Source organism: Streptomyces sp. NPDC052020 (assembly GCF_040680575.1).
GTDB lineage: Bacteria > Actinomycetota > Actinomycetes > Streptomycetales > Streptomycetaceae > Streptomyces.
On the sequence record NZ_JBFAWY010000008.1, the window covers coordinates 143,264 to 170,235 of the forward strand.

General features: G+C 74.8%; 26 protein-coding genes and 1 riboswitch. Of the genes, 11 read left to right on the forward strand and 15 right to left on the reverse strand.

What is annotated here, in order from left to right:
• Window positions 1–102: 102 nt before the first annotated feature.
• Window positions 103–357, forward strand: a complete 255-nt coding sequence (locus AB0L74_RS10890) for a (2Fe-2S)-binding protein (RefSeq protein WP_365648601.1) — start codon at window positions 103–105, stop codon at window positions 355–357.
• Between the two features lie 28 nt (window positions 358–385).
• Here the strand turns inward: AB0L74_RS10890 and bfr are convergent, their stop codons facing one another.
• Window positions 386–898 (reverse strand): bacterioferritin, encoded by a 513-nt coding sequence (gene bfr / locus AB0L74_RS10895; protein WP_365648604.1) that lies wholly within the window; start codon window positions 896–898, stop codon window positions 386–388.
• 197 nt (window positions 899–1,095) lie between these two features.
• Here bfr and AB0L74_RS10900 point away from each other — a divergent pair, with 197 nt between their 5' ends.
• A complete protein-coding gene (locus AB0L74_RS10900; protein ID WP_365648607.1) occupies window positions 1,096–1,728 on the forward strand; it encodes a sulfite oxidase-like oxidoreductase in 633 nt (210 codons plus the stop codon).
• Window positions 1,729–1,746: 18 nt separating this feature from the next.
• Here the strand turns inward: AB0L74_RS10900 and AB0L74_RS10905 are convergent, their stop codons facing one another.
• From AB0L74_RS10905 to thiO, 6 genes are all read right to left on the reverse strand, one after another.
• Window positions 1,747–2,262, reverse strand: a complete 516-nt coding sequence (locus tag AB0L74_RS10905) for a DUF4396 domain-containing protein (protein ID WP_365648610.1) — start codon at window positions 2,260–2,262, stop codon at window positions 1,747–1,749.
• Window positions 2,263–2,345: 83 nt separating this feature from the next.
• Window positions 2,346–3,260 carry a deoxyribonuclease IV gene (locus AB0L74_RS10910; RefSeq protein ID WP_365648611.1) on the reverse strand — a complete coding sequence of 305 codons (915 nt, stop codon included), beginning with the start codon at window positions 3,258–3,260 and terminating at the stop codon, window positions 2,346–2,348.
• A gap of 64 nt (window positions 3,261–3,324) precedes the next feature.
• A complete protein-coding gene (gene pknB / locus AB0L74_RS10915; protein WP_365648614.1) occupies window positions 3,325–5,274 on the reverse strand; it encodes a Stk1 family PASTA domain-containing Ser/Thr kinase in 1,950 nt (649 codons plus the stop codon).
• 101 nt (window positions 5,275–5,375) lie between these two features.
• Window positions 5,376–6,170 carry a thiazole synthase gene (locus AB0L74_RS10920; RefSeq protein WP_365648617.1) on the reverse strand — a complete coding sequence of 265 codons (795 nt, stop codon included), beginning with the start codon at window positions 6,168–6,170 and terminating at the stop codon, window positions 5,376–5,378.
• 3 nt (window positions 6,171–6,173) lie between these two features.
• A complete protein-coding gene (gene thiS, locus AB0L74_RS10925) occupies window positions 6,174–6,374 on the reverse strand; it encodes a sulfur carrier protein ThiS (RefSeq protein ID WP_365648620.1) in 201 nt (66 codons plus the stop codon).
• Entirely contained in the window at window positions 6,371–7,552 is a 1,182-nt protein-coding gene (gene thiO, locus AB0L74_RS10930; RefSeq protein ID WP_365648623.1) for a glycine oxidase ThiO, read from the reverse strand. Before thiO ends, thiS begins: the two co-directional genes overlap by 4 nt.
• Window positions 7,550–7,661, reverse strand: a riboswitch (TPP riboswitch). It overlaps the preceding gene by 3 nt.
• A 52-nt stretch (window positions 7,662–7,713) precedes the next feature.
• Here thiO and AB0L74_RS10935 point away from each other — a divergent pair.
• The 6 genes from AB0L74_RS10935 to AB0L74_RS10960 all read left to right on the forward strand — a co-directional run bounded on the left by AB0L74_RS10935 (window position 7,714) and on the right by AB0L74_RS10960 (window position 12,632).
• The gene (locus AB0L74_RS10935) at window positions 7,714–8,064 is read left to right on the forward strand and encodes a hypothetical protein (RefSeq protein WP_365648626.1); all 351 of its coding nucleotides are present in this window, start codon (window positions 7,714–7,716) and stop codon (window positions 8,062–8,064) included.
• A 143-nt stretch (window positions 8,065–8,207) separates the two neighbouring features.
• Complete coding sequence (locus tag AB0L74_RS10940) at window positions 8,208–9,371, forward strand: FAD-dependent oxidoreductase (protein WP_365648903.1); 1,164 nt, start codon at window positions 8,208–8,210, stop codon at window positions 9,369–9,371.
• An 84-nt stretch (window positions 9,372–9,455) separates the two neighbouring features.
• Window positions 9,456–9,821 carry an Rv2175c family DNA-binding protein gene (locus AB0L74_RS10945; protein ID WP_365648629.1) on the forward strand — a complete coding sequence of 122 codons (366 nt, stop codon included), beginning with the start codon at window positions 9,456–9,458 and terminating at the stop codon, window positions 9,819–9,821.
• A gap of 95 nt (window positions 9,822–9,916) precedes the next feature.
• A complete protein-coding gene (gene thiE, locus AB0L74_RS10950) occupies window positions 9,917–10,573 on the forward strand; it encodes a thiamine phosphate synthase (RefSeq protein WP_365648632.1) in 657 nt (218 codons plus the stop codon).
• Between the two features lie 146 nt (window positions 10,574–10,719).
• Entirely contained in the window at window positions 10,720–11,643 is a 924-nt protein-coding gene (gene metF / locus AB0L74_RS10955; RefSeq protein ID WP_365648635.1) for a methylenetetrahydrofolate reductase [NAD(P)H], read from the forward strand.
• 56 nt (window positions 11,644–11,699) lie between these two features.
• Window positions 11,700–12,632: a hypothetical protein gene (locus AB0L74_RS10960; protein WP_365648637.1), complete on the forward strand. Its 933-nt coding sequence runs from the start codon at window positions 11,700–11,702 to the stop codon at window positions 12,630–12,632.
• Window positions 12,633–12,680: 48 nt separating this feature from the next.
• Here the strand turns inward: AB0L74_RS10960 and AB0L74_RS10965 are convergent, their stop codons facing one another.
• The 4 genes from AB0L74_RS10965 to AB0L74_RS10980 all read right to left on the reverse strand — a co-directional run bounded on the left by AB0L74_RS10965 (window position 12,681) and on the right by AB0L74_RS10980 (window position 18,202).
• On the reverse strand, window positions 12,681–14,177 hold the full coding sequence (locus tag AB0L74_RS10965) for an NAD(P)/FAD-dependent oxidoreductase (protein WP_365648640.1): 1,497 nt from the start codon (window positions 14,175–14,177) through the stop codon (window positions 12,681–12,683).
• A 546-nt stretch (window positions 14,178–14,723) separates the two neighbouring features.
• On the reverse strand, window positions 14,724–15,356 hold the full coding sequence (locus tag AB0L74_RS10970; protein ID WP_365648643.1) for a TetR/AcrR family transcriptional regulator: 633 nt from the start codon (window positions 15,354–15,356) through the stop codon (window positions 14,724–14,726).
• A gap of 46 nt (window positions 15,357–15,402) precedes the next feature.
• Entirely contained in the window at window positions 15,403–17,487 is a 2,085-nt protein-coding gene (locus AB0L74_RS10975; RefSeq protein WP_365648646.1) for a YhgE/Pip domain-containing protein, read from the reverse strand.
• A complete protein-coding gene (locus AB0L74_RS10980) occupies window positions 17,459–18,202 on the reverse strand; it encodes an ATP-binding cassette domain-containing protein (RefSeq protein ID WP_365648649.1) in 744 nt (247 codons plus the stop codon). The genes AB0L74_RS10975 and AB0L74_RS10980 overlap by 29 nt, the downstream gene beginning before the upstream one ends.
• Before the next feature lie 166 nt (window positions 18,203–18,368).
• Here AB0L74_RS10980 and AB0L74_RS10985 point away from each other — a divergent pair, with 166 nt between their 5' ends.
• The 3 genes from AB0L74_RS10985 to AB0L74_RS10995 all read left to right on the forward strand — a co-directional run bounded on the left by AB0L74_RS10985 (window position 18,369) and on the right by AB0L74_RS10995 (window position 20,652).
• Window positions 18,369–18,932 (forward strand): SAV_6107 family HEPN domain-containing protein, encoded by a 564-nt coding sequence (locus AB0L74_RS10985; RefSeq protein ID WP_365648652.1) that lies wholly within the window; start codon window positions 18,369–18,371, stop codon window positions 18,930–18,932.
• A gap of 267 nt (window positions 18,933–19,199) precedes the next feature.
• Entirely contained in the window at window positions 19,200–19,979 is a 780-nt protein-coding gene (locus AB0L74_RS10990; protein WP_365648655.1) for a methyltransferase, read from the forward strand.
• A gap of 277 nt (window positions 19,980–20,256) precedes the next feature.
• Window positions 20,257–20,652, forward strand: a complete 396-nt coding sequence (locus AB0L74_RS10995) for a DUF3040 domain-containing protein (protein WP_029386508.1) — start codon at window positions 20,257–20,259, stop codon at window positions 20,650–20,652.
• A 473-nt stretch (window positions 20,653–21,125) separates the two neighbouring features.
• Here the strand turns inward: AB0L74_RS10995 and AB0L74_RS11000 are convergent, their stop codons facing one another.
• From AB0L74_RS11000 to AB0L74_RS11015, 4 genes are all read right to left on the reverse strand, one after another.
• A complete protein-coding gene (locus AB0L74_RS11000) occupies window positions 21,126–23,516 on the reverse strand; it encodes a DUF3488 and transglutaminase-like domain-containing protein (protein ID WP_365648659.1) in 2,391 nt (796 codons plus the stop codon).
• Window positions 23,516–24,877, reverse strand: a complete 1,362-nt coding sequence (locus AB0L74_RS11005) for a DUF58 domain-containing protein (RefSeq protein ID WP_365648662.1) — start codon at window positions 24,875–24,877, stop codon at window positions 23,516–23,518. Before AB0L74_RS11005 ends, AB0L74_RS11000 begins: the two co-directional genes overlap by 1 nt.
• Window positions 24,877–25,875 (reverse strand): MoxR family ATPase, encoded by a 999-nt coding sequence (locus tag AB0L74_RS11010; RefSeq protein WP_365648906.1) that lies wholly within the window; start codon window positions 25,873–25,875, stop codon window positions 24,877–24,879. Before AB0L74_RS11010 ends, AB0L74_RS11005 begins: the two co-directional genes overlap by 1 nt.
• Window positions 25,876–26,207: 332 nt before the next feature.
• Window positions 26,208–26,753, reverse strand: a complete 546-nt coding sequence (locus AB0L74_RS11015; RefSeq protein ID WP_365648666.1) for a carbonic anhydrase — start codon at window positions 26,751–26,753, stop codon at window positions 26,208–26,210.
• Window positions 26,754–26,972: the final 219 nt, after the last annotated feature.

A 26,972-nucleotide genomic window follows, 5' to 3' on the forward strand; every position in this document is an offset into this window, starting at 1 on the left:
CCGCGCCCCACGTGGCTTTTGCGGTCCTTGCGTGACGGGTAAGGTTAGGTTTGCCTCACCGAGAAAGCGGGTGGTGGCACGACCCAGGAGTCCCGTCGGGAGGTGGACCGCGTGTTCGTTTGCAGCTGCTTCGGCGTGACCGAGGAACAGGTGAAGAAGCACGCGGAAGCCGGTGCGTGCACCCCTCGGCAGATCGCCTCGGCCTGCAAGGCGGGCACCGACTGCGGCGGCTGTGTGCGGCGCATCCAGGCCCTGCTGGGCCGCGGCGCCTGCCCGCGCCGGGAACTGGCCGACCAGGGCAAGTCGGCCCTCGCCCGGCTCACTCCGGCGGCCGGGCTGCCCGGCGCCGCCGCCTAGGAACCGCCCGGCCCGGCCTGGAGCGGCACTAGTGGGCCGAGTACGTGCCGGGACCCGAGGAATCCGGCTGGCTCTGCTCGATGACCGTCGACAGATAGAGCGACTCGCCGAGCTTCTCGATCAGGTCCAGCTGGGTGTCGAGGTAGTCGATGTGGTGCTCCTCGTCGGCGAGGATCGCCTCGAAGATGTTGGCGGACGTGACGTCGCCCTTGTTGCGCATCACCTCCACGCCGCGCCGCAGCCGGTCGATCGCCTCCATCTCGATCTGCCGGTCCGCCTGGAACATCTCCGTCACCGACTGGCCCACCCGGACGTGGAACAGCCGCTGGTAGTTGGGCAGGCCGTCCAGGAGCAGGATCCGGTCGGTGAGGAGCTCGGCGTGCCGCATCTCGTCGAAGGACTCGTCGCGCGTGTACTTCGCGAGTTTCGTCCACCCCTTGTGGTCCTGAAGCTTGGAGTGCAGGAAGTACTGGTTGATCGCGGTGAGCTCGGCGGTCAGTTGCTCGTTCAGCAGTTCGATGACCTCGGGGTCGCCCTGCATGGCGGGGTTTCCTTCCACGTCGAGAGAACGGGGGAGCTTGCCGCCGCATGATGACACCGCCGCAGAAGATCGTCCAGTAAGTGCTTACTTAGTAAGTAAGGGCATGCTTATTGGGAGTTGTCCGGTTTGGGGCGGTCTTGGCCAGGTGTATCGGTCCCTGGTCGGGTGCATCGGTCCCGGTCTGTCAGGATGGAGACATGGGTCAGCCGGTGGAGCGTGAATCTGGAGAAGCGGTACGGTCCGAGCTTCCGCCGGGGCAGCGCGTGCAGCGCGGCTGGCCGGTCACGCACTACGGGCCGGTGCCCCGGTTCCGGCCCGAGCGCTGGGAGTTCCGGGTCTTCGGCGCCACCGCCGACGGGGAGAAGCGCCGCTGGTCCCACGAGGAGTTCACGGCCCTGCCGTACGCCACCGTCGTGGCCGATCTGCACTGCGTCACGAAGTACAGCATGCTCGGGGCCGAGTGGGGCGGGATCCCGGCCCGCACCATCCTCGACATCGCCCCGCCCGCGCCCGCCGTCACCCATGTGATGGTGTGGGCGGAGTACGGGTTCAGCTCCAACCTCCGCCTGTCCGACTTCGCCTCGGAGCGCACGCTCTTCGCCACGCACAAGGACGGCGAGCTGCTGACCGCCGAGCACGGTTTCCCGCTGCGGCTGATCGTCCCCCATCTGTACGCCTGGAAAGGCCCCAAATGGGTCCGCGGCGTGGAGTACATGACCGCCGACCGCCGGGGCTTCTGGGAGGAGCGCGGCTACCACAACATCGGCGACCCCTGGAAGGAGCAGCGCTACTCCTACCAGGAGGAGCCCGGGGACGGCCCCGAGCTCTGATCTCCCGCGCGGGCGGGATCAGCGGTGGTACCGGTGCACCACCGCGTGGCCCTTGCCGCGGCCGATCATCCACTTGTTGACCGGGGTCGTGACGGCGAACGCGACCGCCAGGGCGAGGGCCAGGGCCACCCAGAACAGCGCCGAGTCGAGGTGGGCCTCCATCGCACCCGGCCACAGGACGAGCACGCCGTTGTCGACCAGTTCCATCACCGCGATGGACAGGGTGTCCGCGGCCAGCGCCACCCGGACGGCGGCGCGCAACCCCACGCCGGCCTTCAGGATCCCCCGCAGGGTGAGCGCGTAGCCGAAGAGGAAGGCGAGCGCGATCGCCAGGGCCATGGTCGGGACGTCGCCCCAGCCCAGCGCGGTGCCGATCACCATGCCGAGCACCTCGCCGATGGCGCACCCGGTCAGGCAGTGCAGGGTGGCCCGGACGGCCATGGCCCACCCGGCGTCCCCGCTCCCCTGGGCGTGCGCGTGCCCCTGGTGCCGGTGGTCGCGCGCGGCGTGTGCGTGGTGTGCGTCGTGCTGCATGACTGCCCCCGAGGCCGGATGACGGTTCCCGCGCTCAGGGGAACCATATACCCCCCAGGGGTATTCCGCCTTCCGTGTTCGGTTCACCCCTCGCGCAGCTTCTTCAGCCGCTCCACGTCCGCCGCGTGCCCCTCCTTGCCGCCCGGCGTCTCGATGACCAGCGGCACGCCGGCGGTGGCGGGGTGCGCCATCAGCGCCCGGAACGGGTCCTCGCCGATGTGGCCGGCGCCGATGTTCGCGTGCCGGTCCTTGTGGGCGCCCGCCACGTCCTTGGAGTCGTTGGCGTGGACCAGCTTCAGCCGTCCCTCGCCGACCGTCTCCACCAGCAGGTCCAGGGTCTGGTGCATGCCGGTGGGACCGGTCAGGTCGTGCCCGGCGGCGAAGATGTGGCAGGTGTCCAGGCACACGCCCAGCTTGGGGTGGGCGTCCAGCGCCTCGAAGTACGGTCCGAGGTCCCAGGTCCGCGAGCACAGCGAGGCGCCCTGGCCGGCCGTCGGTTCCAGGAGCAGATCGGGGTCGTCGTCATGGGTCAGCTCGTCCAGCAGCGGCAGCATGTGCTCCCGCACCTGCTCCAGCGCCACGGCCCGGTCCCGGCCGCCCGTCGCGCTGCCGGTGTGCACGACGACGCCGAGCGCGCCGATCTCCCGGCCCCGCCGCAGCGAGTGCCGCAGCGACTCCACCGACCGCTCCACCGTCGCCTCGGTGTGCGAACCGAAGTTGATCAGGTACGGCGCGTGTACGTAGGCGGGGATCGACTCGGCCGCGCACGCCGCGCGGAACGCCTCGTCCTGCCGCGGGTTCCCGGCCGGCGTGGCCCAGCCGCGCGGGTTGGCGACGAAGACCTGCACGGCCTCCGCCGCCAGGTCGCGGGCGTAGGGCAGACCCACGGAGTGCAGGCCCCCGGCGACCGGGACGTGGGCGCCGACCGGATTGCGGGTGCGGGGGGCGGCCGAGGAGGGACGGGAGAGGGGGGAGGGGACGGGCTGTTGACTCTTCACCCATTCAGGGTGGCATGAGTCCGGACCGTCCCCTTCCGGGTGCCTGCGGCGGGTGAGCCTGCGGTCAGCGGATCGTGACCGTGATCTCGGATCCCTTGGGCGCCGTGTCGCCGCCCTCCACGGACTGGCTCTTGACGGTGTCGCCGAACAGCCCCAGCAGGCCGCGGTCCTCCTCGACCTGGAAGCCGGCGCCCTCCAGCGCGCGCCGGGCGTCGTCGACGCCGTCCCCCACCACGTCCGGGACCTCGACCATCTCCGGGCCCTTGGACAGCGTCAGGGTCACGGTGTCGCCCTCGGCCGCCTGGCGCCCCGAGCCGGGCGACTGCCGGGCGACCTGGCCCTTGTCGTGCTCCGAGGTGACCTGGTCGGCCGAGACGCGCACCTTCAGGCCCGCCTCCTCCAGGGCGGTCTTCGCGTCGTCCAGATCCTCGCCCGTGACGTCGGGCACATCCACCGCACGGCCCTTGCTGACGGTGAGTGCCACCGCCGCGCCCGCGCGCATGCGGGTGCCCGTCGCCGGGTCGGTGGAGATCACGAAGCCCTTGGGGACGTCCTCGCTGAACGCCCGCGTGACCATGCCGGGCTCCAGGCCCTCCTGCCGCAGCACGGTGCGCGCCTTGTCCAGCCGGTAGCCCGCCAGGTCGGGCAGTTTCACGAACGCGGGGCCGTCGGAGATGGTGAGCGACACCGCGTCGTTGCCGCGGATCCGGGCGCCCGGCCCGGGGTCGGTGCTGATGACCGAGCCGCGCTCGACCGTGTCGCTGTGCGCGTGCCGGACCGCGCCGACGTCCAGGCCGGCCCGCTCCAGCCGGTCCCGGGCCTGCGCCTCGGTCTTCTCCAGCAGCGGCGGCACCTTGGTGAACTGGCCGGAGTTGATGTACCACACGCCCGCGCCGACGCCGAGCACCAGCAGCACGGCGGCGACGATCGCCAGCGGGCCGCGCCGGGCGGCGGGGCGGCGCGGCGCAACCGGCGCCGGGGGCTCCAGCCGGCTGGTGCGGTGGAGCCCGTCGTCCGGGCCCCGCGGGCCGGGCCGCTCCTCCCGGTCGTCCTCGTTGACGGGCAGCGGCCGGGGGACGGTCAGCGCGCGGGGGAGCACGCTCGTGCGGTCCTCGGCGTTGTCGTGCCCCGCGGCCAGCGCCTGCGGCGGCACCGCGTCCAGCTGCTCCTCGGTGAGCGCCCCGCGCGCCTCGCGGGTCAGCGCGAGCAGCGCCACGGCGTCGTGCGGCCGGATCTCCGGGGTGCGCGCGGTCGCCGACGCGACCAGCTCGTCCAGCTCGTACGGCAGCCCCGGCACGGCGGCCGACGGCGGGGGGACGTCCTCGTGGAGGTGCCGGTAGAGCACCTGGGCGGGGGAGTCGCCGTCGTGCGGCTTGGCGCCGGTGAGTATCTCGTACAGGACGACACCGCACGCGTACACGTCGACCCGGGGGTCGGCCGTGCCCTGCTCGATCTGCTCCGGCGCCAGGTAGGAGACGGTGCCGAGGACGGCCCCGGTGGTGTGCGTGACCGTGTCCACGGCGCGGACCAGCCCGAAGTCGGCCACCTTGACCCGGCCGTCGTCCCCTATCAGGACGTTCTCCGGTTTCATGTCCCGGTGCACGAACCCCGCGCGGTGTGCCGCGCCCAGCGCGGCCAGCACCGGCTCCAGGATGTCCAGGGCGGCCCGGGGCTGGAGCGCCCCGCGCTCGCGCAGCACGTCGCGCAGGGTGCAGCCGGAGACGTACTCCATGGCCAGATAGACGTACGCCCCGTCGGTGCCCTGGTCGAAGACCTGGACGACGTTGGGGTGGGCGAGGCGGGCCACCGACTTGGCCTCGCGGATGAACCGCTCGACGAAGGAGGCGTCGGCCGCGAGCGCCGGGTGCATCACCTTCAGCGCGAGCACACGGTCCAGGCGGGTGTCCACGGCCCGGTAGACCGTGGCCATCCCGCCGACCGCGATCCGCGCGTCGACGCGGTACCGGCCGTCGAGCAGTCGCCCGACCAGAGGGTCCTGAAGGGTCGTGTCCACGCAGGCGAGTCTACGAGCCGCCGCCGACACCGCTCACCGCCGAGACGTCGGCCGGGGTCCCGCGGCAGACCTGGGACCGCTTCCGGATCTGGGGACACTCCCTAGAACGCGGGCCGCTCCGGATCCAGCCGGGCCAGGCCCTCCGCCGGTGAGGACGCCTCGGCGAAGTGGCGCCGGGGGATGCGCCCGGCCCGCCGGGCCAGCCGGCCCGCCTCCACCGCGTGCCTCATCGCCTCCGCCATCAGCACCGGCTCCTGCGCCCGGGTCACCGCCGAGGCGAGCATCACACCCGCGCACCCCAGCTCCATCGCCAGCGCTGCGTCCGACGCCGTGCCCGCGCCCGCGTCCAGGATCACCGGCACGCGCGCGTGCTCCACGATCAGCTGGAAGTTGTGCGGATTGCGGATGCCGAGCCCGGAGCCGATCGGCGACCCGAGCGGCATGATGGCGGCGCACCCGACGTCCTCCAGCTTCCGTGCCAGCACGGGGTCGTCATTGGTGTACGGCAGCACCGTGAACCCGTCGTCGACCAGCGTCTCGGCCGCCTCCAGCAGCTCGACCGGGTCGGGCAGCAGGGTCCGCTCATCGGCGATGACCTCCAGCTTGACCAGGTCGGTGCCGAGGGCCTCGCGCGCGAGGCGGGCGGTCAGCACCGCCTCGCCGGCCGTGAAGCAGCCCGCCGTGTTCGGCAGCACGCGGATGCCGAGCTTCTCCAGCACCGACAGCACGGACCCGTGCACCGAGGGGTTCACGCGCCGCATCGCGACGGTGGTCAGCTCCGTCCCGGAGGCGACGAGCGCCCGCTCCAGCACGTCGAGGCTGGGCGCCCCGCCCGTGCCCATGATCAGGCGGGACGTGAAGGTCGTCCCGCCGATGACGAAGGGATCGTCGGCCATCGTTCAGCCTCCTTGGACGGCGGTGAGGACTTCGACGCGGTCACCCTCGGCCAGGGCCGTGTCCGGCCACTGCGCGCGCGGGACGACGGTTTCGTTCAGGGCGGCGGCCACTCCGGACGGCGCCTGGGTGAGGGTCCTCACCAGGGTGTCGAGGGCCGTGCCGGGAGCCACCTCGCGCGGCTCCCCGTTGACCAGGACGTTCATGCGGACTGCTCCGTGAGTGCGGGGGCGGGGGGGAAGGCGGTGAAGCGCCCGGGGGTGAAGGCGCGGGCCTCGGCGGGCAGCTCGCCGGTGGTCAGGACGTGCGCCATGACGTCGCCGGTGACCGGGGTGAGCAGCACGCCGTTGCGGTAGTGCCCGGTGGCCAGCAGCAGGCCCTCCAGCGCGGTCGGGCCGAGCAGCGGCGCGTTGTCCGGGGAGCCGGGGCGCAGGCCCGCGCGGGTCTCCGCCAGCGGCAGCTCGGTGATGCCGGGGACCAGTTCGTGGGCGTCGCGCAGCAGCTCGTACACGCCGCCGGCGGTCACCGTCGTGTCCCAGCCCATCTCCTCGCTGGTCGCCCCGACGACCAGTTCGCCGCTCTCCCGGGGCACCAGGTACAGGGCGTTGCCGCGCACCACGGCGCGCACGGTGCGGCTCAGCAGCGGCGCCCGCCCGTCCGGCATCGTCAGCCGCACCACCTGCCCCTTCACGGGCCGCACCGGCGGCAGGACGGCGTCCGGCACGCCCGCGAGCCGCCCGCTGAGGCTGCCCGCGGCCAGCACCGTCCGGCCGGCCCCGAGCGCCGTGCCGTCGGCGGTGACGACCCCGGTCGCCCGGTCCCGGACGACGGTGAGCCGGTCGGCCCACGTCCGGTGGAAGACCACGCCCGCCCGCTCGCAGGCGGCCACCAGGGCCGCGGCCAGGCGCCGCGGATCGATCTGGTGGTCGCCGTCCACCCTGAGCCCGCCGCGCACGCCGGGCGCGAGCATCGGCTCCAGGCGCCGGCACTCCCGCCCCGACAGCCACTCCGCCGTCAGCCCCGACTGGAGCTGGAAGGCGTGCAGCTCGCGCAGATGGGCGCGGTCGTCGGCGTCCAGGGCGACGGCGAGGGTGCCGCACCGGCGGTAGCCGAGGTCGTGACCGGTGGCCTCGGTGAGTTCGGCGGCGAACTCCGGGTAGCGGCGCGCGGAGGTGACGTTCAGGGCGAGCAGGGTCTGTTCGCCATAGTGCAGTTCCGTGACGGCGGCCAGCATCCCGGCCGCCACCTGGGCGGCCCCGCCGCCCGGCTCGGGGTCCACCAGGGCCGTGGCGAGCCCCCGCTGCGCGGCCCGCCAGGCCGTGACCAGGCCGATGATCCCGCCCCCGACGACAAGGACGTCTGAGGTGTCGGACGTGCGTGACATGGGCGTCCAGCCCCTCCCTTCGCCGGCATGACCCGGATCAGGTTCGTACGGTCGGAGGCCGCCAGCCTCCCTCTCAGCCCGGTGCGTCCGGGCTCCCGCGAGTGCTTTACGTTGGCCACCCTAGCCCTAGCCGCCGCATGTCTGTAAGGGAGCCTCCCCCCATGGCCCGTTCGCTGCACGGTCTCGTGCTCGCCCCCGTCGCCGACCAGGCGCCGGGCCAGGTGGGCACCCGCACCCGGTTCACTTACCACGAGAAGGACGGCGAGGTCTGGGCCGAGTACGCCGGCGGCGACGTCGTCCGCGGGTTCCTGGTGGGGACCCGCGAGGGCGACCGGCTCGACTTCCGGTACGTGCAGCTCAAGACCGACGGCGGCACGTCGTCGGGGCACTGCCTGGCGACGGTCGTGGACCTGCCCGACGGGCGGGTGCGGCTGGAGGAGACCTGGCAGTGGGAGTCGCGGGCGGGCAGCGGGACGAGCGTGGTGGAGCAGATCCCGGACCCAAAACGGTGACTGATGCCCCGTCAGGCGCCGGAGGTGACGCGGGTGTCTATGGTGATCGGGTGAGCGAGCAGAGGCGGGAAGCGGCGGAGACGGGCGAGCCGGGACGGACGGGAGCGTCCGCGCCGCGCCGCGTGGTCGTGGTGGGCGCCGGCATGGCGGGCGTGCAGACCGCCGCCGCCCTGCGCGAGCAGGGCTTCGCCGGCACCGTGACGCTGATCGGCGCCGAACCGCACCAGCCCTACGACCGGCCCCCGCTGTCCAAGGCGATCCTGCTCGGCACCGCCGAGCACTCCGCCTTCGACATCGACTTCGAGGCGCTCGGCATCGACCTCAGGCTGGGCTGCGAGGCGCTGGGCCTGCGCCCCGAGGCGCACGTCCTGGACACCTCCGCGGGGCCCGTGCCGTACGACGTCCTCGTCCTCGCCACCGGCGCCGAACCGGTCCGCCTGCCGGGCGCGGAGGGCGTGCCCGGCGTGCATCTGCTGCGCACCCTGGACGACGCCGAACGGCTGCGCCCGGTCCTCGCCCGGCAGCACGACGTCGTGGTCGTGGGGGCCGGCTGGATCGGCGCCGAGTTCGCCACGGCCGCGCGCGAGGCGGGCTGCGCGGTGACCGTCGTGGAGGCCGCCGGCCGCCCGCTGGCCGGAGCGCTGCCCGTCGAGGTGGCCGCGCCGATGGCGGCCTGGTACGCCGACGCCGGCGCCGAACTGCGCACCCACGCGCGCGTGGAGCGCGTCGAGCCGGGCGCGGTGGTCCTCGACGACGGCACCCGGCTGCCCGCGGGCGCCGTCGTCGTCGGCATCGGCGCCCGGCCCGCCACCGCCTGGCTGGCCGGCTCCGGCGTCGAGCTCGGCGCGCACGGCGAGGTCGTCGCCGACGACCGCCTGCGCACCGGCGTGCCGGACGTCTACGCCGTCGGCGACTGCGCCTCCTTCCCGTCGGCGCGGTACGGCACGCGTCTGACGGTCCACCACTGGGACAACGCCCTCCAGGGGCCGCGCACGGTCGCCGCCGACATCGTCACCGGGGCCGCGGCGGCCTACGACCCGGTGCCCTACTTCTGGTCCGAGCAGTTCGGCCGTTTCGTCCAGTACGCCGGCCACCACCCCGCGGCCGACACCACCCTGTGGCGCGGCGACCCGTCCGGACCCGCCTGGACGGTGTGCTGGCTGCGGGAGAACCGGCTGGCCGGCCTGCTGGCGGTGGGGCGCCCCCGGGACCTGGCCCAGGGCAGGCGGCTGATCGAGGCCGGCACGCCCATGGACCCAAAGCTGCTGGCGGATGCGGCCCGGCCGCTGAAGTCGGCCACCGCCTGAGGCCGGGAGACGGCCGGGGCGCCCCGTGCCGGTCCGGGCGGGGTCCGGTTTCCCACTGTCGGTGCCGGATGGCAGGCTGGAGGCGTGACCGAGATTGACGCAAAGATCGATGCCCTCGTCCCCGCCTGGCTCACCCTGCCGGACATCGCGGAGATGCTCGGGGTCGAGGTGACCCGCGTGCGCCAGCTGGTGAAGGACGGCCAGCTCATCGCCGTACGCCGCGGTGAGAACCGCGCGCTGCACGTCCCCGCGGACTTCATCGACGGGGACAAGGTCGTCAAGGGCCTGTCCGGGACCCTGACGCTCCTGCGGGACGACGGCTTCACGGTCGAAGAGATGCTGGAGTGGCTCTTCACGTCCGACCCGACCCTGCCCGGCACCCCCGCGCAGGCGCTGCGCGAGAATCGCGGCACGGAGGTGAAGCGCCGCGCCCAGGCGCTCGCCGTCTGACCGACCTACCGTCCGGCGTACGGGCCGCGGCCGGCCGGGGCCACGGCCCCGGCGCGGCGCGGCCCGTACGCCACCGACACCGGGGGGACACCCGCATGCCCGACAACGCCGCCACCGCCCGCGACCGGCTCGCCGACGCCCGGCTCTACCTCTGCACGGACGCCCGCACCCGCCAGGGCGACCTGCCCGAGTTCCTGGACGCGGTGCTGGCCGGCGGCGTCGACATCGTGCAGCTGCGCGACAAGGGCATGGAGGCGGGCGAGGAGCTGGAGCACCTGGAGGTCTTCGCCGACGCCTGCGCCCGGCACGGCAAGCTCCTCGCGGTCAACGACCGCGCCGACGTCGCCCACGCCGCCCGCGCCGACGTCCTCCACCTCGGCCAGGGCGACCTGCCCGTGCCCGCCGCCCGCGCCCTCCTCGGCGACGGCGTGCTCATAGGCCGCTCCACCCACGCCGAGTCCGAGGCCGCCGCGGCCGCCGTCCAGGAGGGCGTGGACTACTTCTGCACCGGCCCGTGCTGGCCGACCCCCACCAAGCCCGGCCGCCACGCGCCCGGCCTGGACCTGGTCCGCTATGCCGCCGCGCTCGGCACCGAGCGCCCCTGGTTCGCCATCGGCGGCATCGACCTGGGCAACCTCGACGAGGTCCTCCGGGCGGGCGCCCGGCGTGTCGTCGTGGTCCGCGCGATCACGGAGGCGGACGATCCGGGCGCGGCGGCGTCCGAGTTCGCCAAGCGGCTGCGGCAGGCGTAGCGACCGGGCCCGTGCGGCTGTCGGAGGCGGGCTGTCCGGGGCCGACTGTCCGGAGTGCTGTCCAAGGGGTGGACAAAAAAGGGGGCATAGCGGGTAAAAGACCCCCTCCGGTTGGGGGACCGACGCCCCCTGGCTAACCTGCCCGTATGGCCCTTGGAACCGCATCCACCAGGACTGATCGCGCACGGACCGTGCGCGACATCCTCGCCGCCGGCAAGACGACGTATTCGTTCGAGTTCTCGGCGCCCAAGACCCCCAAGGGCCAGAGGAACCTGTGGAGCGCGCTGCGCAGGGTCGAGGCGGTCGCCCCCGACTTCGTCTCCGTCACGTACGGGGCCGGCGGTTCCACCCGGGCGGGCACGGTCAAGGAGACCCAGCAGATCGTCGCCGACACCACCCTGACGCCGGTCGCCCACCTCACCGCCGTCAACCACTCCATCGCGGAGCTGCGCAACATCATCGGCCAGTACGCCGACGCCGGGATCCGCAACATGCTGGCCGTGCGGGGCGACCCGCCCGGCGACCCGATGGGCGAGTGGGTCCCGCACCCGCGGGGCCTGACCTACGCGGCCGAACTCGTCCGCCTCATCAAGGAGTCGGGCGACTTCTGCGTGGGCGTGGCGGCCTTCCCGGAGATGCACCCGCGCTCCGCCGACTGGGACGCGGACGTCGCGCACTTCGTCGACAAGTGCCGGGCCGGCGCCGACTACGCGATCACGCAGATGTTCTTCCAGCCCGAGTCCTATCTGCGACTGCGCGACAAGGTCGCCGCGGCCGGCTGCGAGACGCCGATCATCCCCGAGGTCATGCCGGTGACCAGCGTGAAGATGCTGGAGCGGCTGCCCAAGCTCAGCAACGCCTCCTTCCCGGACGAGCTGAAAGAGCGGATCCTCGCGGCACAGGACGATCCGGCGGCGGTACGCTCCATTGGCATCGACTTCGCCACGGAGTTCTGCGCGCGGCTGCTGGCCGAGGGAGTTCCCGGCCTGCACTTCATCACGCTCAACAACTCCACGGCGACGCTGGAGATCTACGAGAACCTGGGCCTGCACCACCCACCGCAGGACTAGACCGGCCGCACGGGCGTACGACACACTGCGAAGCGTCCACTGGGAGAGGGGCGTACATGGGCTGGACGGTCCTCTACATCGCGTTCGGCATCGTCGCGCTGTGGCTGCTCGGCGAGGTGCTGCTGCAGTACAAGGCGCGCCTGCGCTGGCGGCTGCTGGCCTTCGCCGGCTTCCTCGGCGTCGTGGTCGGGGTGCTGATCCCCTCCGTCGTCGTCATCGCGCTGGGCGCGGCGGCCTTCGCGGTCGGCCAGACCTTCGTCACCCTGTCGTTCCGCCGCGGCTTCGCCGCCGGCTGGGCGGTCTCCGCGCCGGGGCTCGCCCGCGACCGGCGCCGCCGCGCCGCGCAGACCCGCCAGGAGCCGGCCCTCCAGGTCTCCGGGCTGGAGGCGGCCGGGGCCGGCCACGGCGACGACGACGGCACCCGGGTCCAGGACCGAGTACCCTACGGCCACGACGACGACTACGACCGCGACGACGTCTTCACCCCCGCCCGCCCCGTCGCTCCCGCGGCCGCGGAGACCACCGCCGTCCACCAGCCGCAGCCCCTGCCGGACGACACCGGCTCGTACGGCCTGTACGGCGATCCCGGTCGCGACCAGGCCCCGCCCGCGCCGGCCGGCCCGGCCGCCGCCCAGCCCTACGCCTATGGCCACTCCGGCTACGGCGAGCACGGCTACGGCTACGACACCGCGGGCGGGGAGCAGTACGCCGCCTACTCCGACCCGCACATCGGCACCCACGCCTACGGCGGCCCCGCGTACGACACGGGCCACACCGGCCGGCAGAGCCACGCCGGGCAGGGCTACGGGCAGGACCCGTACGCCACCGGCGGCTACGGCCAGACGCCCCCGGGCGGCATATGGGTCCCGCAGCAGCGCACCACCGACGAGCCCTCCGGCGGAGAGCTCCCGCCGGAGCAGCAGCCCTACCCGTACCACGACGGCGGGCAGCCGCAGGGCCAGGGCCTCGACGAGCAGTACCGCTACTGAGCCGGCCGGGGCTTCGCCACCGGCGTCACCAGCCGCCCGGCCGGCCGCTCACTGGGAGCCCCGGAACCCGGGCCCTTCCACGATCAACCCGGCCACCAGCGCGCCCGACATGCCGGCGTGCGGCAGGCCGCCACCGGGGTGCGACCAGCCGCCCACGGTGAACAGGCCGCCCAGGCGCGTGCCGTTCGACGGGTGCAGCAGCCGGCCGCCGGCCGCCGCCAGCGCCGGCGGCGGCACCGCGCCCCGCGCGGCACCGGTCGCCTCCGCGATGTCGGCCGGGGTGCGCACCTCGTGCCACAGGAGACGGTCGCGCAGGCCGGGCAGCGCGCGTTCGGCGGCGGTGATCAGCTCCTCGGCGTGCTCCGGGCCCGCCGCGTCGGGCCGTGCGGGCACCACCGCGGTGAGGGTGACCGCCTCGTGCTCCGCGTCCGGGACCAGCCGCGGGTCGTCGGGCCGCAGGACGGTGACCGTCGGCCGCGCGGCCGCGCGCGGTGCCGCCCCGGACAGCGCCGCCAGCTCGGCCTCCCGGTCCGGCGCGTGCACCACGGTGCGGTGGGCCGTGCCCGCGGGGCGGGCGCCGCGCAGCGCCAGCAGCACCGTCAGCCGGCTCGCCGTCCCGCGCCGCGGCGGCACCTCGCCCGCGCCGCGCACCGCCGCCCCGCCCGCGAGGCGGTCCAGCACCTCGGGCGCGACACCGGCGACCACGTACTCCGCCTCGGCGACCGTCCCGTCGGCCAGTTCCACGCCCGTGACCTTGCCGTCCTTCTCGGTGATGCCGGTGACCTCGGCGCCGAAGCGGAAGCCCACCCGGCGCGCCAGGCACCGCTCGTGGACGGCGCGCGCCAGCTCCCGCAGCCCCCCGCGCACGTACCAGGTGCCGAAGGCGTGCTCCATGTACGGCAGCACGGCCGCGCTCGCCGGGGTGTCCCGGGGATCCAGGCCGTAGGCGAGCGCGTGGCTCTCCAGCAGGGCGGTCAGCCGGGCGTCGCGCAGCTCCCAGGCGCCGATCTCGGCGAGCGTGCCGGCCCGGCGGGTGCGCAGCAGCCGCTTGTGCGGGACCGCGGGGTAGGGCTCGCGCTCGGCCAGCACCCCCCAGTCGGGCCACAGCGGCTCCTCCAGCAGCGGCCGGCGCGTCCGGTCCCAGGCTTCGCGGGCCCGCACCAGGAAGTCGCCCCAGCGCTGCCCGGCACCCCGGCCGAGCGCCTCGTCCAGGGCGGCGACCACACCCGCGCGGGAGGCGTTGGGCACCGCGACCTCGGTGCCGTCGGCGAACAGGTGCCGGGACGACGGATCGACCTGCACCAGATCGACGCACTCCTCCAGCGGCTCCTTGCCGGTTTTGACGAACAGATCGCGCCAGACCGCGGGCAGGGGCAGCAGCCCGGGGCCGGTGTCGAAGGCGAAGCCATCCCGCTCGAAGCGGCGCAGCGCCCCGCCGTACGTCCGCGTCCGCTCGTACACCGTCACCCGGTGGCCCGCCACGGCCAGCCGGGCGGCGGCCGCCATCGCGCCCATCCCGGCGCCGATCACCGCAATCCGTGCCATGTCCGGGACTTTATCGGCCGCCGCCGGCCGCCCCGCCCGAGGGGCCGGTTCCCCTCCGCCGCGGTGCCCGGGCGGCGGGGGCCGGCGGGGGAGTACCGGCACGGAGGGGTCCGCGCCAGAGGGCGGCGCGGCGCTGTGGGCAGGAGTGCGCAGGGCTGAGTATCCGTACCTAGCGCGCGAGATGAGTACCCGTGCGGATAGGCCGCGACCTGCGGAAACGAGAGAGTGGGGGACACGGACGGGGGCACGGCCGCGGCACCGGCGACACGGGGCGCCGGAACGCGGCGGCCCCCGGGTCCGCTCCTTCCGCCGGCGCGGCCGGCGGGAGCGAGGCACGGGGGAACCCGGGGCGACCGAAACGGGGGGTCTCGCGGGGGAACGTACGGGGGACACGGGGGAGCACGAGGGAGCGCCGGTCCGGCGGTGGCCCGCGGGGGACGCGGCCACACCGGGCCGGCGCTTCCGCGCGCGCCGCCGCCTTCAGGGTCTTTCGTCCGGATCGGGCCGGACCCCGCGAGCCCGGCGTGATCCGAACGAGAGGCCCTGCTAGGGGCGGCGGCCGCTCACCCGTCCCTGGAGCAGCCGTGACAGGGCCGCGTGCACGTCGTCCAGGGAGCGCTCCGGCTGGAACGACTTCCAGTCCAGCGCGGCCACCAGGACCATGCCGACCAGCGCCGCGGCGGTCAGCGGCACGTCGATCTCCGCGCTGAACTCGCCCCCGCGCACACCGTCGCGCAGCACGTCCTCGACGACCGCGACGGCCTGCTGCCGGACCACCATCAGCGTGGACTGCCAGGCCCGGTTGGTCCGCCACAGCTCGGCCACGTAGAGCTGGGTGAAGGCCGGATAGCGGTCGATGAACACCAGGCCCGCGCGGATCATCGCGTCCAGGGCGTCGACCTTGCCGCCGCCCCGGCGGGCCGTCTCCTCGGCCGCCTCCCGCAGGGAGGCGGTGAGCAGTCCCACGCCGTGCCGCAGCAGCTCCTCGAAGAGGACGGACTTGCTGGCGAAGTTGTAGTAGACCGTGCCCTTCGCGACCCCGGCCCGTTCGGCGATCTCGTCGACGGTGGTCGCGGAGAAGCCCTGCTCGGCGATGAGGGTGACGGCCGCCTCGTAGAGCTTCTGCCGGGTGGCCTCGCGGCGGCCGCCGCCGTGCGAGGTGGTGCTGCTGCTTTCCATGGCCCCGATTGTCACAGCAACCGTCCCGGGGCCGTCACCGCAGGGTTCACAGGCTCAGCTCCGGGTGCAGCCGGTCCAGGGTCCACACCTGCCGGCGGCGGGCCGACAGCGCGGTCAGCGCCAGGGCGGCCGCGGTGAAGAAGGCGAGCACCGCGCACGCCCGCCACACCGGTTCCAGGCCGCCGCCCGTGATGAGCCGTCTGAGCGCCTCGACGACGTGGCTCATCGGCAGGAACGGGTGCAGGACGTTGAAGAAGCCCGGACTGGTCTGCACGGGATACGTACCGCCGGCGGAGGTCAGCTGGAGCATCAGCAGCGCGAGGACCAGGATGCGGCCCGCCGCCCCGAAGCGCGCGTTGAGCCACTGCACGATCGCCGCGAAGCACGCCGTCACCAGGAACAGGAAGCCCACCGTCCCGGCCGCGCGGGCCATCTCCAGACCGACCGCCCAGTGCAGCACCGACATCAGGGCCACCGTCTGCAAGGCTCCGATCGCGACCACCGGCAGCCAGCCCGCCAGCGCGATCCGCCACGCCGATGCGCCCGCGGCGAGCGCGCGCCGGTTCATCGGCGCGATCAGCATGTACGCCACCATCGCGCCCACCCACAGGGACAGCGGGATGAAGTACGGGGCGAAACCGGTGCCGTAGTTGGGGGCCTTGTGCAGGTCCTGGGAGACGAGCCGGACCGGGTCCGCCATCACGCCGGTGCGCGCGTCGCGCTCGTTCTCGTCGTAGTCGGGGATCCGCCCGGCGCCGTCGTGCAGCCCGCCGGCGAGCTTTCGCGAGCCGTCGGCCAGCCGGTACATGCCGCCGCTCAGGTCGTCGGCGCCCGTCTTCAGGTCACCGACGCCCCGGTCCAGGTCGGCCGCGCCGCCGCTGGCCGTGCCGAGCCCCCGGCGCAGCTTCCCGGCGCCCTCGGCGACCTTGGCGGCGCCCGCGTCCAGCTCGTGGATCCTCGCCACGGCGGCGTCGAGGTCCTCGGACAGGCGCGGGCCGCGGTCGGCCAGGGCCCGGGCCTGCTTCTGGAGGATGGCCAGGTGCCGGTCGAGGTCGTCCAGGCCGGCCTCGCGGCCGGTGACCAGCGTGTCGATGTCGTCGGCGACGGCCGCCACGCGGGCGGCGGCGTCCTCGGCCTTCTCCAGGTCCGAGCAGGCGGGGTCGGGCAGCGCCGGGTCCGCGCAGCGCGCCGTGCGGGCGGCGGCGAGGGCCGCGGCGTCCGCGCGGGCGTCCTCGGCGGCGGTGTGCGCCCTGTCCGCCAGGGCACCGAGGTCGCCGCGGAGCGCCCCCGAGGCGTCGGCGACGAACCGGACGGTCTCCCCGATGGCCTTCTCGTTGTCCTTCAGGAAGGGGCCCACCTCGCCGGCGACGCCGTCGGCCTTGGCGGCGAGGGCCCGGGTGCCCTCCGCGACCCGCCGGGCGCCGTCCTCCAGGTCGTCCGCGCCCTGGTGGAGCCCGGCCAGCCCCCGGGCCAGCTCGCCACTGCCGTCCTTGGCGTCCTTCAGGCCGCGGGCGAGGTCCCGGGAGCCCCGCTCCGCCTTCCCGATGCCGCCCTTGAGCGTGTCGGCGCCCTCGGCCGCCTCGACGGTCTCGCCGTGGATGTCGGAGAAGGAGAGGAAGATCCGGTCCAGGAACGACCGCGAGGCCTTGGCGGACGCCGCCTGGCGCACCTCGCCGAAGACCGTCCGCGAGATCTGCCCGACGATGTAGTTGTTCGCGTCGTTCGTACGGACCTGGAGGGCCCCCGTCTCCGGGGAGTCGCCCGAGCCGGAGGCGACGCGCTCGCTGAAGTCGGCGGGCAGGGTGAGCGACAGGTAGTACCTGCCGTCCTCCAGGCCCTCGCGGGCCTCGGCGGCGCTCACCTCGTGCCAGTCGAAGGTCTCGCTGTCGCGCAGCCCCTCGACGATGTCGTCGCCCGCCGTGATCCGCTCACCGCCGGCGGTCGCCCCCTCGTCCTCGTTCACGAGCGCCACGGGGATGCGGTCCAGCCGGCCGTACGGGTCCCAGAAGGACCACAGGTACAGCGCGCCGTACAGCAGGGGCAGCACCAGCAGGGCCACCAGGGCGGCACGCGGCAGCCGGCCGCGCCCGAAGCGCCTCAGCTCAAGCGCGGCCAGTCTCGGCGAGCGCATCGGCCTCCTCCTTCCGCTCGTCGTGCCGGTCGCCGCCGGTGGACACGGTGAGGGCGCCCTCGGGGGCCTGGCTGCACACGGCGAGGACCGTGACGCCGGAGGCGGCCAGGGCCCCGAGCAGCCCCCAGAACTCCTGCCGCTCGGCGTCGGAGAGCTTCAGGTCGGCGTCGTCGATGCCGAGCAGCCGCGGCCCGCCGATCAGTGCCAGGGCGACGGACAGGCGCAGCGCTTCCAGGCGCTCCAGATCCCGTACGGCGGTACGCGGGCCCTTGGGCAGCGCCTCCCGGTCCAGCCCGGCGGCGGCCAGCGCGGCGCCGATCCGCAGCCGGCTCTCCGCCGCCCGCGCGCCGCGGGGCCGCAGCAGTGCGCGCGGCGAGCCGCCGAACCGGCGCTCCAGCAGCGCGCGCTCGCGCAGGTGCTCCTCGACGGTCAGGGCCGGATCGAGGTCGGTGACGCCCGGAACGTGTGCCAGGGCGCTGAGCCGGCGCACGGCCGCCATCCGGCGCGGCAGCGCCGCCCCGCCCACGGCGGCGGTGCCTTCGGTGGGCCTCATCCGCCCCGTCAGCGTGAGCAGCAACGACGTACGGCCCGACCCCGACGGCCCCTCGAGAGCGATCAGCGAGCCGGGCTCCGCCTCGATGCCGATCCTCCGGAACACCCATGCGCGCGGGCCCTTGAGCCCCAGTCCCCGCGCGGTGACGCCGGCTCCTCCCACCGCATCCCCCTGCATCCTGGCCGATTTGAACTGACTGGTCAGTGCAAAAACTATCCCGAACCTCGGATCGCGGCAAAAGCCCAGGTCAGAACGGATTGTCAGTGGCATACCTCACGATGGGTACATACGGCCACAGTGCCGTCACGCAGACGACAGGAGGTTCGTCATGGCCAACCCCTCCGCAGCCGCCGCCCGTCGGCGCCGCGCCCTCGGCCCTGCACCCTCACTGACCGGACCGGCGAGCGACGTGCACCCCGTGCTCCGGCGGACCACGGCCCCGCCCGCCGCCCTGGACCTGCTCGCCAAGGCCCGCGCCGGCCTGGAGGAGGCCACCGCCCTGGAAACGCCCAACGAGCGGTACGCGACGGCCCACCTCGCCGCCCTGCGCACCGCCGCCGCCGTCCTGGCCGCGCGCGGGCGGCCGGAGACCACGCCCCGGGCCCGGGCCCGCATCCGCAGCGCCTGGGAGGTGCTGCCGGAGATCGCGCCCGAGCTCTCCGAGTGGAGCGCCCTGTTCGCCTCGGGCGCCGGGCGCCGCGCCCGGGCCGAGGCCGGTATCGAGGGCGCGGCCGGCAGGCGCGACGCCGACGACCTGATACGGGACGCGGCGATGTTCCTGCGCCTGGTGGAGCGGATGCTGGACCTCCAGCCGGTCCTGCCCCAGCCGCGCCCGGACCCGGACGGGGCCGAGGAAGGCGGCCCCGGCGGCGGCCTGCCGGACGCGGGCTGACCGCCGGGCGCCGCCGCCCGTCGGCCCGGCCGCCCGGCCCGGCCGACGGCGCGAGCCCTCGTCAGGGGCTCCGCCACGGGGCGCGTCACGGGCCGTCGCCGCCGGTCACCGGCGCGCAGCGAGCGCACCGGGGTGACCGCGCGGGGCGGCGGAGGCAATAGGGTGGGGACGCCGGAAAAGCAGCCTTCCTTCCCGCAGCCGGGCCGGAAGGCACCCCGTTCGCTCCGCCGCAGACGAGGCGGTGCCGCGCCGAGGAGTCAAACTGCCGTGTCGGACCCGATGCGCCCCCGCGCTTCCCTCCGTACCGCCGTGGTCTGGGAGGTCCTCCAGGACGCCCTCGACCGCCGGGTCAAGGCGACGGGTCGCCAGGCGCTCGACGTCCTCGACACCGGAGGCGGCAGCGGCAAGTTCGCCGTGCCCGTGGCCCGCCTCGGCCACCACGTCACCGTCGTCGACCCCAGCCCCAACGCGCTGTTCGCCCTGGAGCGCCGCGCCGCCGAGGCCGGAGTCGCCGACCGTGTGCGGGGCGTCCAGGGAGACGCCCACGGCCTCTTCGACGTCGCCGAGCGCGGCGGCTACGACGCGGTGCTGTGCCACGGCGTCCTGGAGTACGTCGACGACCCGGCCGAGGGCGTGCGCAACGCGGTGGCCGCCCTGCGCGCCGAGGGCGTGCTGAGCCTGCTCGCCGCCGGACTGGGCGGTGCGGTGCTGGCGCGGGCCCTCGCCGGCCACTTCACCGAGGCCAAGCAGGCCCTGGAGGACCCGAACGGCCGCTGGGGCTCGGGTGACCCGATGCCGCGCCGTTTCACCGCCGAACAGCTCACCGGCCTGGTCGAGGGCGCGGGCCTGCGGGTCGGCGCCGTGCACGGGGTGCGGGTCTTCGCCGACCTGGTCCCCGGCGTGCTGGTGGACACCGAGCCCGGGGCCCTGGACGCGCTGCTGAAGCTGGAGGCCGCGGCGGCCGAGCTCCCGGCGTTCCACTCCGTGGCCACGCAGCTCCACGTGCTCGGTGAGACGCGGGCGACTGCCGGGGCCGGCGGGGCCTGAGGCACCGGTGAGCCGCACCGCTGATCAGCGGTGCGGCTGCGGATGGAGTACGCCACAGGCCCCCCGAATGGGGGGCCGGCGCCGTATGATCGAGGGAGACCGCCCGGCATGACGGGCCGGTCGCTGGGGAATGGAAGTCTCAGCGAGCCGGGACGTCCGTGACGGATCCCGGTTGGCCAATTGGCGCAGAGGGGCGGGTTTCACGGGGGCGATTCCCTGCCTATCCTGAAGAGACCCCCCAGGGTCGCCCCGGCGACTGCACGATGAGGAGGACTCCGTGCCGCTCTCGGAGCACGAGCAGCGCATGCTCGAGCAGATGGAGCGAGCGCTGTACGCCGAAGATCCCAAGTTCGCGTCGGCGCTTGAGGGAAGCGGGCTGCGTACGTACACCCGGCGGCGGGTCTACCAGGCGGTCGCGGGCTTCCTCGTAGGTATTGCGCTCCTCATGGCCGGAATGGTCGCCAAGCAGGTCTGGCTCAGTGTGGTGGGCTTCCTCGTCATGCTGGGCTGCGCGGTCCTCGCCGTGACCGGCTGGCGCAAGGCCCCCAAGCCGGGCGAGCAGCAGCCGGCGGCCGGCGGCCCGCACGCCCGCCGTCAGGCACGGCAGCGGCGCTCCATGATGGACCGCATCGAAGAGCGCTGGCAGCGGCGCCGCGACGAACAGGGCCATTGACCGGCGGGCGACGGCCCGCCGACGACGCCCACCGGGCATAAGCGAAGACACGGGTGAGGGGGCGGCCACCGAAAGGGTGGCCGCCCCCTCACCCATGCGTGTCCGGCGCCGTGCCGAAGGGCCGGGGCGGGCCGCCCCGGCGGCTCCGGCGAGCGGTGAGAGACGCCCCGCGACGCGGGCGCGCATCCGGAGAACGCGGGCTGGGCCGGGATCATCCGGCCCGGGGCGGCGTGGCGGGCTCCGGTCCCCGGGCTCCGGTCCCCGGGCCCCCGGCGACGGCCCCGGGTCCCAGGGAGCCGGGCGGCGGCACCACTCGCCGCCCGGGCCATCCCACCCCCGGCCGCAGCCACACCGCCGGCCGCCCGGTCCGCCGTTCAGCCCCTGCCGCCGGGACGTCCGGTCGGCCGTTCAGCCCCTGCCGCCGGGACGTCCGGTCGCGTGCGGCCCGGCAGCGGGGCCGACCGCCCGGCCGTTCAGCCCCGCTGCCGCGACAGCTTGCGCAGGGCCGGGCGTACGGCGGCGGCGCGCGCCCTCGCACCGGACCACCAGGCCGTCACCGCCCAGACCATCCGCACCGCCGAACGCGGGGCGAACCGCGCCCGCAGCCGTGCGCCCCGGCCGACCGACCCCCGCAGCCCGGCGGTCACCCGGCGCACGTCGTCCGCCAGACCCGCCGCCGGACGGGGCCGCGGGGCGTAGAGGACCTGTTCCACGGCGTCCGCCACCCGGTGCGCCGCGGCCTCGGCCCGCGTGTCCAGACGCCCCAGCCGGGCGATCCGGGCCGCGGCCTGGCGCGGGGTCTGCGACTCGTCCGGGGCGATCCCGAAGTCCCACGCCGCGTCGGTCAGTTCCTGCCAGGCCGCCAGGGTGCGCGGTGCCACGTCGGCGCCGGTGCGGCCGGGCGCCCCCAGCCGCACCCTTCGCATCCGCTGCCGCCACAGCAGCGGTGCCAGCGGGAGCACCAGCACGGCGAGTGCGCCGAGGACCCACGCCGGTACCACGTACCACGCCCGGCCGTCGTTCGCCTCGGCCGGTGCCGCCTGCGGCGACTGGCCGGTGCACCCCTCCACCTTCTTCTGCTGCGCCGTGCAGCCCTCGCTCGACGACGGCGCGGCCGAGGGCGCCGCCGACGCCTCCCGGGACGGCCGCGCGATGTCCGGGACCGTGGCACCGGGCGCGTCCGGCACGGTGTAGGACGGCATCGTGCCGCGGGTGGGAGTGGGCTCGAAGCGGGTCCAGCCCACGCCCTCGAAGTACAGCTCGGGCCAGGCGTGCGCGTCGCGGAGCGTCACCGACACCGAGCCGTCCGCCATCGGAGAGCCCGGCGCGAAGCCCACCGCGACGCGCGCCGGGATGCCCAAGGAGCGGGCCATCGCCGCCATCACGAAGGAGAAGTGGATGCAGAAGCCCTCTTTGTCCCGCAGGAAGCGGGCGATCGCCTGCGAACCGCTGCCGACCTGCACCCGGGTGTCGTACTGGAAACCGCCGGTGAGCGCGAAGTACTCCTGGAGCCTGACCGCCCGGTCGTAGTCGCCGACCGCCCCCGCGGTGATGTCGCGGGCGGTGCGGGACACCACCGCCGGAAGCGAGTCGGGCAGCTCGGTGTACTCGCGCGCCAGCGCCGCCGGCGGTCGGGGAGCCCCGGCGAGCTGCTCCGCCGTCGGCTGCACGTCCAGGCTGTCGACCTCGTACGTCAGGCCCCGGGTGTTCTGGCCGTGATCGCCGACCAGGGTCATGCCGACGGGCTCGTAGCGCCAGTTGCCGACGACCCGCACCCCGCTCGGCGGATACGGCATCGGCAGCCAGTCCTGGCCGTACCAGTCCGCGGCGGCGATCGTCGTCCGGACCCGCGCGCGCCGGATGTCGGGCCCGAGACCGGGCGGAGCGGGGAAGGCGCCGTCCGGCACCTCGGTGATCTGCCGCCGGGACGGCTTCCAGGTGGTGCCGTCGAAGTCGTCCAGCGACACGATCCGCAGGTACAGGTGGGAGAGGTCGCCGGAATCGGTGTTCACCGACAGCACCTGGCGGTCCTCGTCCACGTTGAGACTGTCGCGCAGCGAGACCAGCGGGTTCACCGCGGAGATCGTGCCGCCGTCGCCGGAGCCGGAGCCGATGCCCGTACCGGCGCCGTCGAGCAGGCCGCCGTCCATCGAGGGCAGGGCGAGCGGCACCACCAGGGCGATGCCCAGCACCACCACGCCGATGCGCCGCCCGGTGCGGACCGGGGCGAGGGCACCGCCCGGTCCACCGCCCCCGGCGCGCGGCGTCCCGCCGAAGACCCGCCCCCACTGGGCGAGCCGCTCCCGCCCCTCGGCCAGCAGCAGCATCAGATAGCCGGCCGCCGCGAGCAGGAACCACAGCCAGTCGGCGCCGCCGTCGGACAGCCCCGCGGCCACCGAGTACAGCGCCAGCAGCGGCAGCCCGGCCGGCGCCGCGGCGCGCAACGTCACCGCGAGCGTGTCCACCAGCAGCCCGATCACCAGGACCCCGCCGACCAGCATCAGCCGGATGCCGTCGGACTCCAGCGGCGCGGGGATCGCGTACCGCGCGATGTCGTCGGCGCCCTGGTGCAGCAGATCGCCGAAGTGGCCGAAGGCCCGGGGGCCGGGCACCAGCCAGAGCAGGGCCTGCTCGCGGGCGAACGCCACCGTCAGCAGCACCAGCAGGGCCAGGCCCTCGGCGGCCACGGTCAGCGGCCGGGCCAGCGGCACCCGCCGGCACACCGCACCCACCCCGCACTGGATCGCCAGCAGGACGGCGGCCTGGAGGATCCACGTGGAAGGGTCGACCAGCGGCAGCAGCGCGCAGGCCGCCATCAGCGTGGCCGCCCACGCGCACCACGCCAGTCGTCCCCGCCCGCCCATCACGCGCCCTCCCCGCCGCCGGCCGCGGCGACCCCGGTGCGCTCCCGGTCCGCCCGGCGCCACAACTCGTCCAAGGAAGCGCCCCGCTCCACCGTGAGCGCCGTCCATCCCGCCTCGCGCAGCGACCGCAGGCCCGGACCGCCCCGGCCCGGCGGGCCGGGCACACCGGCCGGTTCCCGCAGCCAGGTCTCGCTGTCCAGCACGAACGCGACCGCGCCGCCGCTGCGCTGCCGCATCCGGGCGGCCACCGCGGCCTGCTCCTCGTCGAGGTCGCCGAAGAACGCCACGAGCAGCCCCTCGCCGCCGCCGCGCAGCACGTCGTAGGCCCGGGACAGTCCGGAGCCGTCGGAGTGGCCGACCACCGCGAGGGTGTCCATCATCAGCCCGGCCGCGTCCGCCGTCTGCTGGCTCGCCCCCGCGAACCCGTCGGCGCCCTCGCCGGGCACCACGCTGCCGGTGTCCGTGAGCAGCCGCACCGAGAAGCCCCGCTCCAGCATGTGCACGAGCACGGAGGCCGCGCCCGCCACCGCCCACTCGAAGGCCGAGTCCGGGCCCGCGCCCTCATAGGCGCCACCCCGGGTGTCGAGCAGCACCGTGCAGCGGGCGCGCTGCGGCTGCTCCTCCCGGCGCACCATGAGCTCGCCGTGGCGGGCGGTGGAGCGCCAGTGCACACGCCGCAGGTCGTCGCCGTAGCGGTACCCGCGCGGGATCACGTCGTCCTCGCCCGCCAGCGCCAGGGAACGCTGCCGTCCGTCGCCGTACCCCTTGGCCTCGCCGCCCATGCGGACCGGCGGCAGCGGCTCCACGCGCGGGGTCACGGTCAGGGTGTCGTACGCCGAGAAGGACCGGGTCAGCTCGCACATCCCGAACGGGTCGGACAGGCGCAGCTGGAGGGGGCCCAGCGGGTAGCGGCCGCGCAGATCGGAGCGGACCCGGTAGGACACCTCGCGCCGGCCGCCCGCCTCGACCCGGTCCAGTACGAAACGGGGACGCGGGCCGAGCACGTAGGGCACCCGGTCCTGGAGCATGAGCAGGCCGGTGGGCAGCCGCGAGACGTTCTCGACGCGCAGCCGGACCCGGGCCTCCCCGGTGGCGGGAACCCGCTCGGGGGAGAGCCGGCGGCTGCCCGCCACCCGGTGGCGGGTGCGGTACAGCACCGTCGCGCACACCAGGGGCAGCGCCGCCAGCAGCAGCCCGACGCGGAGCAGGTCGCTCTGGCCCAGGACGTAGGCGCAGACGGCGGCGGCGACGCCGGCCGCGAGGAAGGAGCGCCCCCGGGTGGTCAGGCCGGCCAGGGCGGTGCGAACGCCGCCCCGGGCGCCCGGGTCCCCCTCCGCCTGTCGCGTCCCCCCGGCGGTCATCACACCCTCCGCGGCGGTTGCCCGTACGCCGGGGTGGCGTGGCCCGGTCCGTGGCCGCCCGGCTGCCGGGGCGCCGCGGGCACCGGGGTCCGCTGGACGATCTCCTGCACGACCTGCTCGGCGGTCCGTCGGTTGAGCTGGGCCTGGGCGGTGGGCAGCAGGCGGTGGGCCAGGACGGCGACGGCGAGGGCCTGCACGTCGTCCGGCAGCGCGTACTCCCGGCCGCTCAGGGCGGCGGCCGCCTTCGCCGCGCGCAGCAGATGCAGGGTGGCGCGCGGGGAGGCACCGAGTCTGAGGTCGGGGTGGGCACGCGTGGCGGCGACCAGGTCCACGGCGTAGCGGCGGACCGGCTCGGCGACGTGGACGGCGCGGACCGCCTCGATCAGCTTCACGATCTCGTGCGCGTGCGCCACCGGCTGGAGGTCGTCCAGCGGACTCACCCCGCCGTGCACGTCGAGCATCCGCAGCTCGGCGTCCGCGCTGGGATAGCCGATGGAGACACGCGCCATGAAGCGGTCCCGCTGGGCCTCCGGCAGCGGATAGGTGCCCTCCATCTCGACCGGGTTCTGCGTCGCCACCACCATGAAGGGGCTGGGCAGCTCGTAGGTCTTGCCGTCGATGGTGACCTGCCGCTCCTCCATCGACTCCAGCAGCGCGGACTGCGTCTTGGGCGAGGCGCGGTTGATCTCGTCGCCGATCACCACCTGCGCGAAGATCGCGCCCGGCTTGAACTCGAAGTCCCGGCGCTGCTGGTCCCAGATGGACACGCCGGTGATGTCCGACGGCAGCAGGTCGGGCGTGAACTGGATGCGCCGCACCGAGCAGTCGATCGACCGCGCCAGCGCCTTGGCGAGCATCGTCTTGCCGACCCCGGGGACGTCCTCGATCAGCAGATGGCCCTCGGCGAGCAGGACGGTCAGCGAGAGCCGTACGACCTCGGGCTTGCCCTCGATCACGCCCTCCACCGAGCCGCGCACGCGCTCGACCACGGAGGTCAGATCGTCCCCCGCACCCGCGTACGCCCGGTCGGGGACGCCCCCATGGCTCGCACGATCCTCATAGGTCGTCACCCGGCCCTCCTCGGCCCTTCCCGCGCTCGTCAAGGAGCGGGGATACCCCAGCTTTCCGGACCGGTGCGCGACGCTGCGGACCGGCCCGCCCCGAAGACACGGACGCCACGCGGGAACGGTTCCGCGCGACGCCGCTCCCCGCATTCTTGCTGCCGTTACCGATTCGTGTCACTCGCCTGTGGACAACTGGCCGCGATATGTCGGGCCTTGGGAACCTTTGCGGCGCTCGTGACGCGGGACGTCCGGGGCGGGCGGAAGGGTCAGGCCGGGTCGATCTCCCGCAGCAGGCCCGTCTTCACGTCGTAGACGAAGCCGCGCACGTCGTCGGTGTGCGGCAGGAACGGCGAGGTGCGCACCCGCTCCAGGCACTGCCGCACGTCCTGCTCGACGTCCTTGAAGCACCCCACCTCCCAGGTGGGGCGCTCGCCGAGCTCGTTCTCCAGCTCGGTGCGGAAGTCCTCGGTCAGGGTCTCCATGCCGCAGCCCGTGTGGTGGACGAGGACCACGCTGCGGGTGCCCAGCTTGCGCTGGCTGATCGTCAGGGAGCGGATCACGTCGTCGGTGACGACACCGCCCGCGTTGCGGATGACATGGCAGTCTCCGTTGTTCAGGCCGAGCGCGGCGGTCACGTCCAGGCGCGCGTCCATGCACGCCACGACGGCGGTCCGCAGGGCGGGCCGGGAGTCCAGGCCGGCGTCGGCGAAGGAGGCGGCGTACCGCGCGTTGGCCTCCACGAAACGGTCGGTGGCAGAGGCGCCGCCCATGGCGGCCCCGGACCCGGCGGGAACGGATGCAGAGTTCGTCATAACCATGACCGTACTGGTCAGGTGTCCCGCGGGTCGCGGAGGGGGGACAAACGGAGGACGGGCGTGCGGCGGGGCCGCGACGGCGGGCGCGGGTGGCGGCCGTCAGCGGGACGCACGGCCCGTTCCTCCCCACGAGTGGCACGGATTCACCCGCGCGAGTGGTGTTCCCGGACGTGCCGCGGCCCGCCCGCGGCTTCGGCGACGCGCAGGCCGGTTGAT

Bases quoted from the DNA above. Each gene is read 5' to 3' on its own strand.
- bfr (WP_365648604.1), bottom strand. From the start codon at position 898: ATGCAGGGCGACCCCGAGGTCATCGAACTGCTGAACGAGCAACTGACC.
- AB0L74_RS10900 (WP_365648607.1), top strand. From the start codon at position 1,096: ATGGGTCAGCCGGTGGAGCGTGAATCTGGAGAAGCGGTACGGTCCGAG.
- AB0L74_RS10905 (WP_365648610.1), bottom strand. From the start codon at position 2,262: ATGCAGCACGACGCACACCACGCACACGCCGCGCGCGACCACCGGCAC.
- AB0L74_RS10920 (WP_365648617.1), bottom strand. From the start codon at position 6,170: ATGGCCGACGATCCCTTCGTCATCGGCGGGACGACCTTCACGTCCCGC.
- thiS (WP_365648620.1), bottom strand. From the start codon at position 6,374: ATGAACGTCCTGGTCAACGGGGAGCCGCGCGAGGTGGCTCCCGGCACG.
- thiO (WP_365648623.1), bottom strand. From the start codon at position 7,552: ATGTCACGCACGTCCGACACCTCAGACGTCCTTGTCGTCGGGGGCGGG.
- AB0L74_RS10935 (WP_365648626.1), top strand. From the start codon at position 7,714: ATGGCCCGTTCGCTGCACGGTCTCGTGCTCGCCCCCGTCGCCGACCAG.
- AB0L74_RS10940 (WP_365648903.1), top strand. From the start codon at position 8,208: ATGGCGGGCGTGCAGACCGCCGCCGCCCTGCGCGAGCAGGGCTTCGCC.
- thiE (WP_365648632.1), top strand. From the start codon at position 9,917: ATGCCCGACAACGCCGCCACCGCCCGCGACCGGCTCGCCGACGCCCGG.
- metF (WP_365648635.1), top strand. From the start codon at position 10,720: ATGGCCCTTGGAACCGCATCCACCAGGACTGATCGCGCACGGACCGTG.
- AB0L74_RS10960 (WP_365648637.1), top strand. From the start codon at position 11,700: ATGGGCTGGACGGTCCTCTACATCGCGTTCGGCATCGTCGCGCTGTGG.
- AB0L74_RS10965 (WP_365648640.1), bottom strand. From the start codon at position 14,177: ATGGCACGGATTGCGGTGATCGGCGCCGGGATGGGCGCGATGGCGGCC.
- AB0L74_RS10970 (WP_365648643.1), bottom strand. From the start codon at position 15,356: ATGGAAAGCAGCAGCACCACCTCGCACGGCGGCGGCCGCCGCGAGGCC.
- AB0L74_RS10975 (WP_365648646.1), bottom strand. From the start codon at position 17,487: ATGCGCTCGCCGAGACTGGCCGCGCTTGAGCTGAGGCGCTTCGGGCGC.
- AB0L74_RS10985 (WP_365648652.1), top strand. From the start codon at position 18,369: ATGGCCAACCCCTCCGCAGCCGCCGCCCGTCGGCGCCGCGCCCTCGGC.
- AB0L74_RS11000 (WP_365648659.1), bottom strand. From the start codon at position 23,516: ATGGGCGGGCGGGGACGACTGGCGTGGTGCGCGTGGGCGGCCACGCTG.
- AB0L74_RS11005 (WP_365648662.1), bottom strand. From the start codon at position 24,877: ATGACCGCCGGGGGGACGCGACAGGCGGAGGGGGACCCGGGCGCCCGG.
- AB0L74_RS11015 (WP_365648666.1), bottom strand. From the start codon at position 26,753: ATGACGAACTCTGCATCCGTTCCCGCCGGGTCCGGGGCCGCCATGGGC.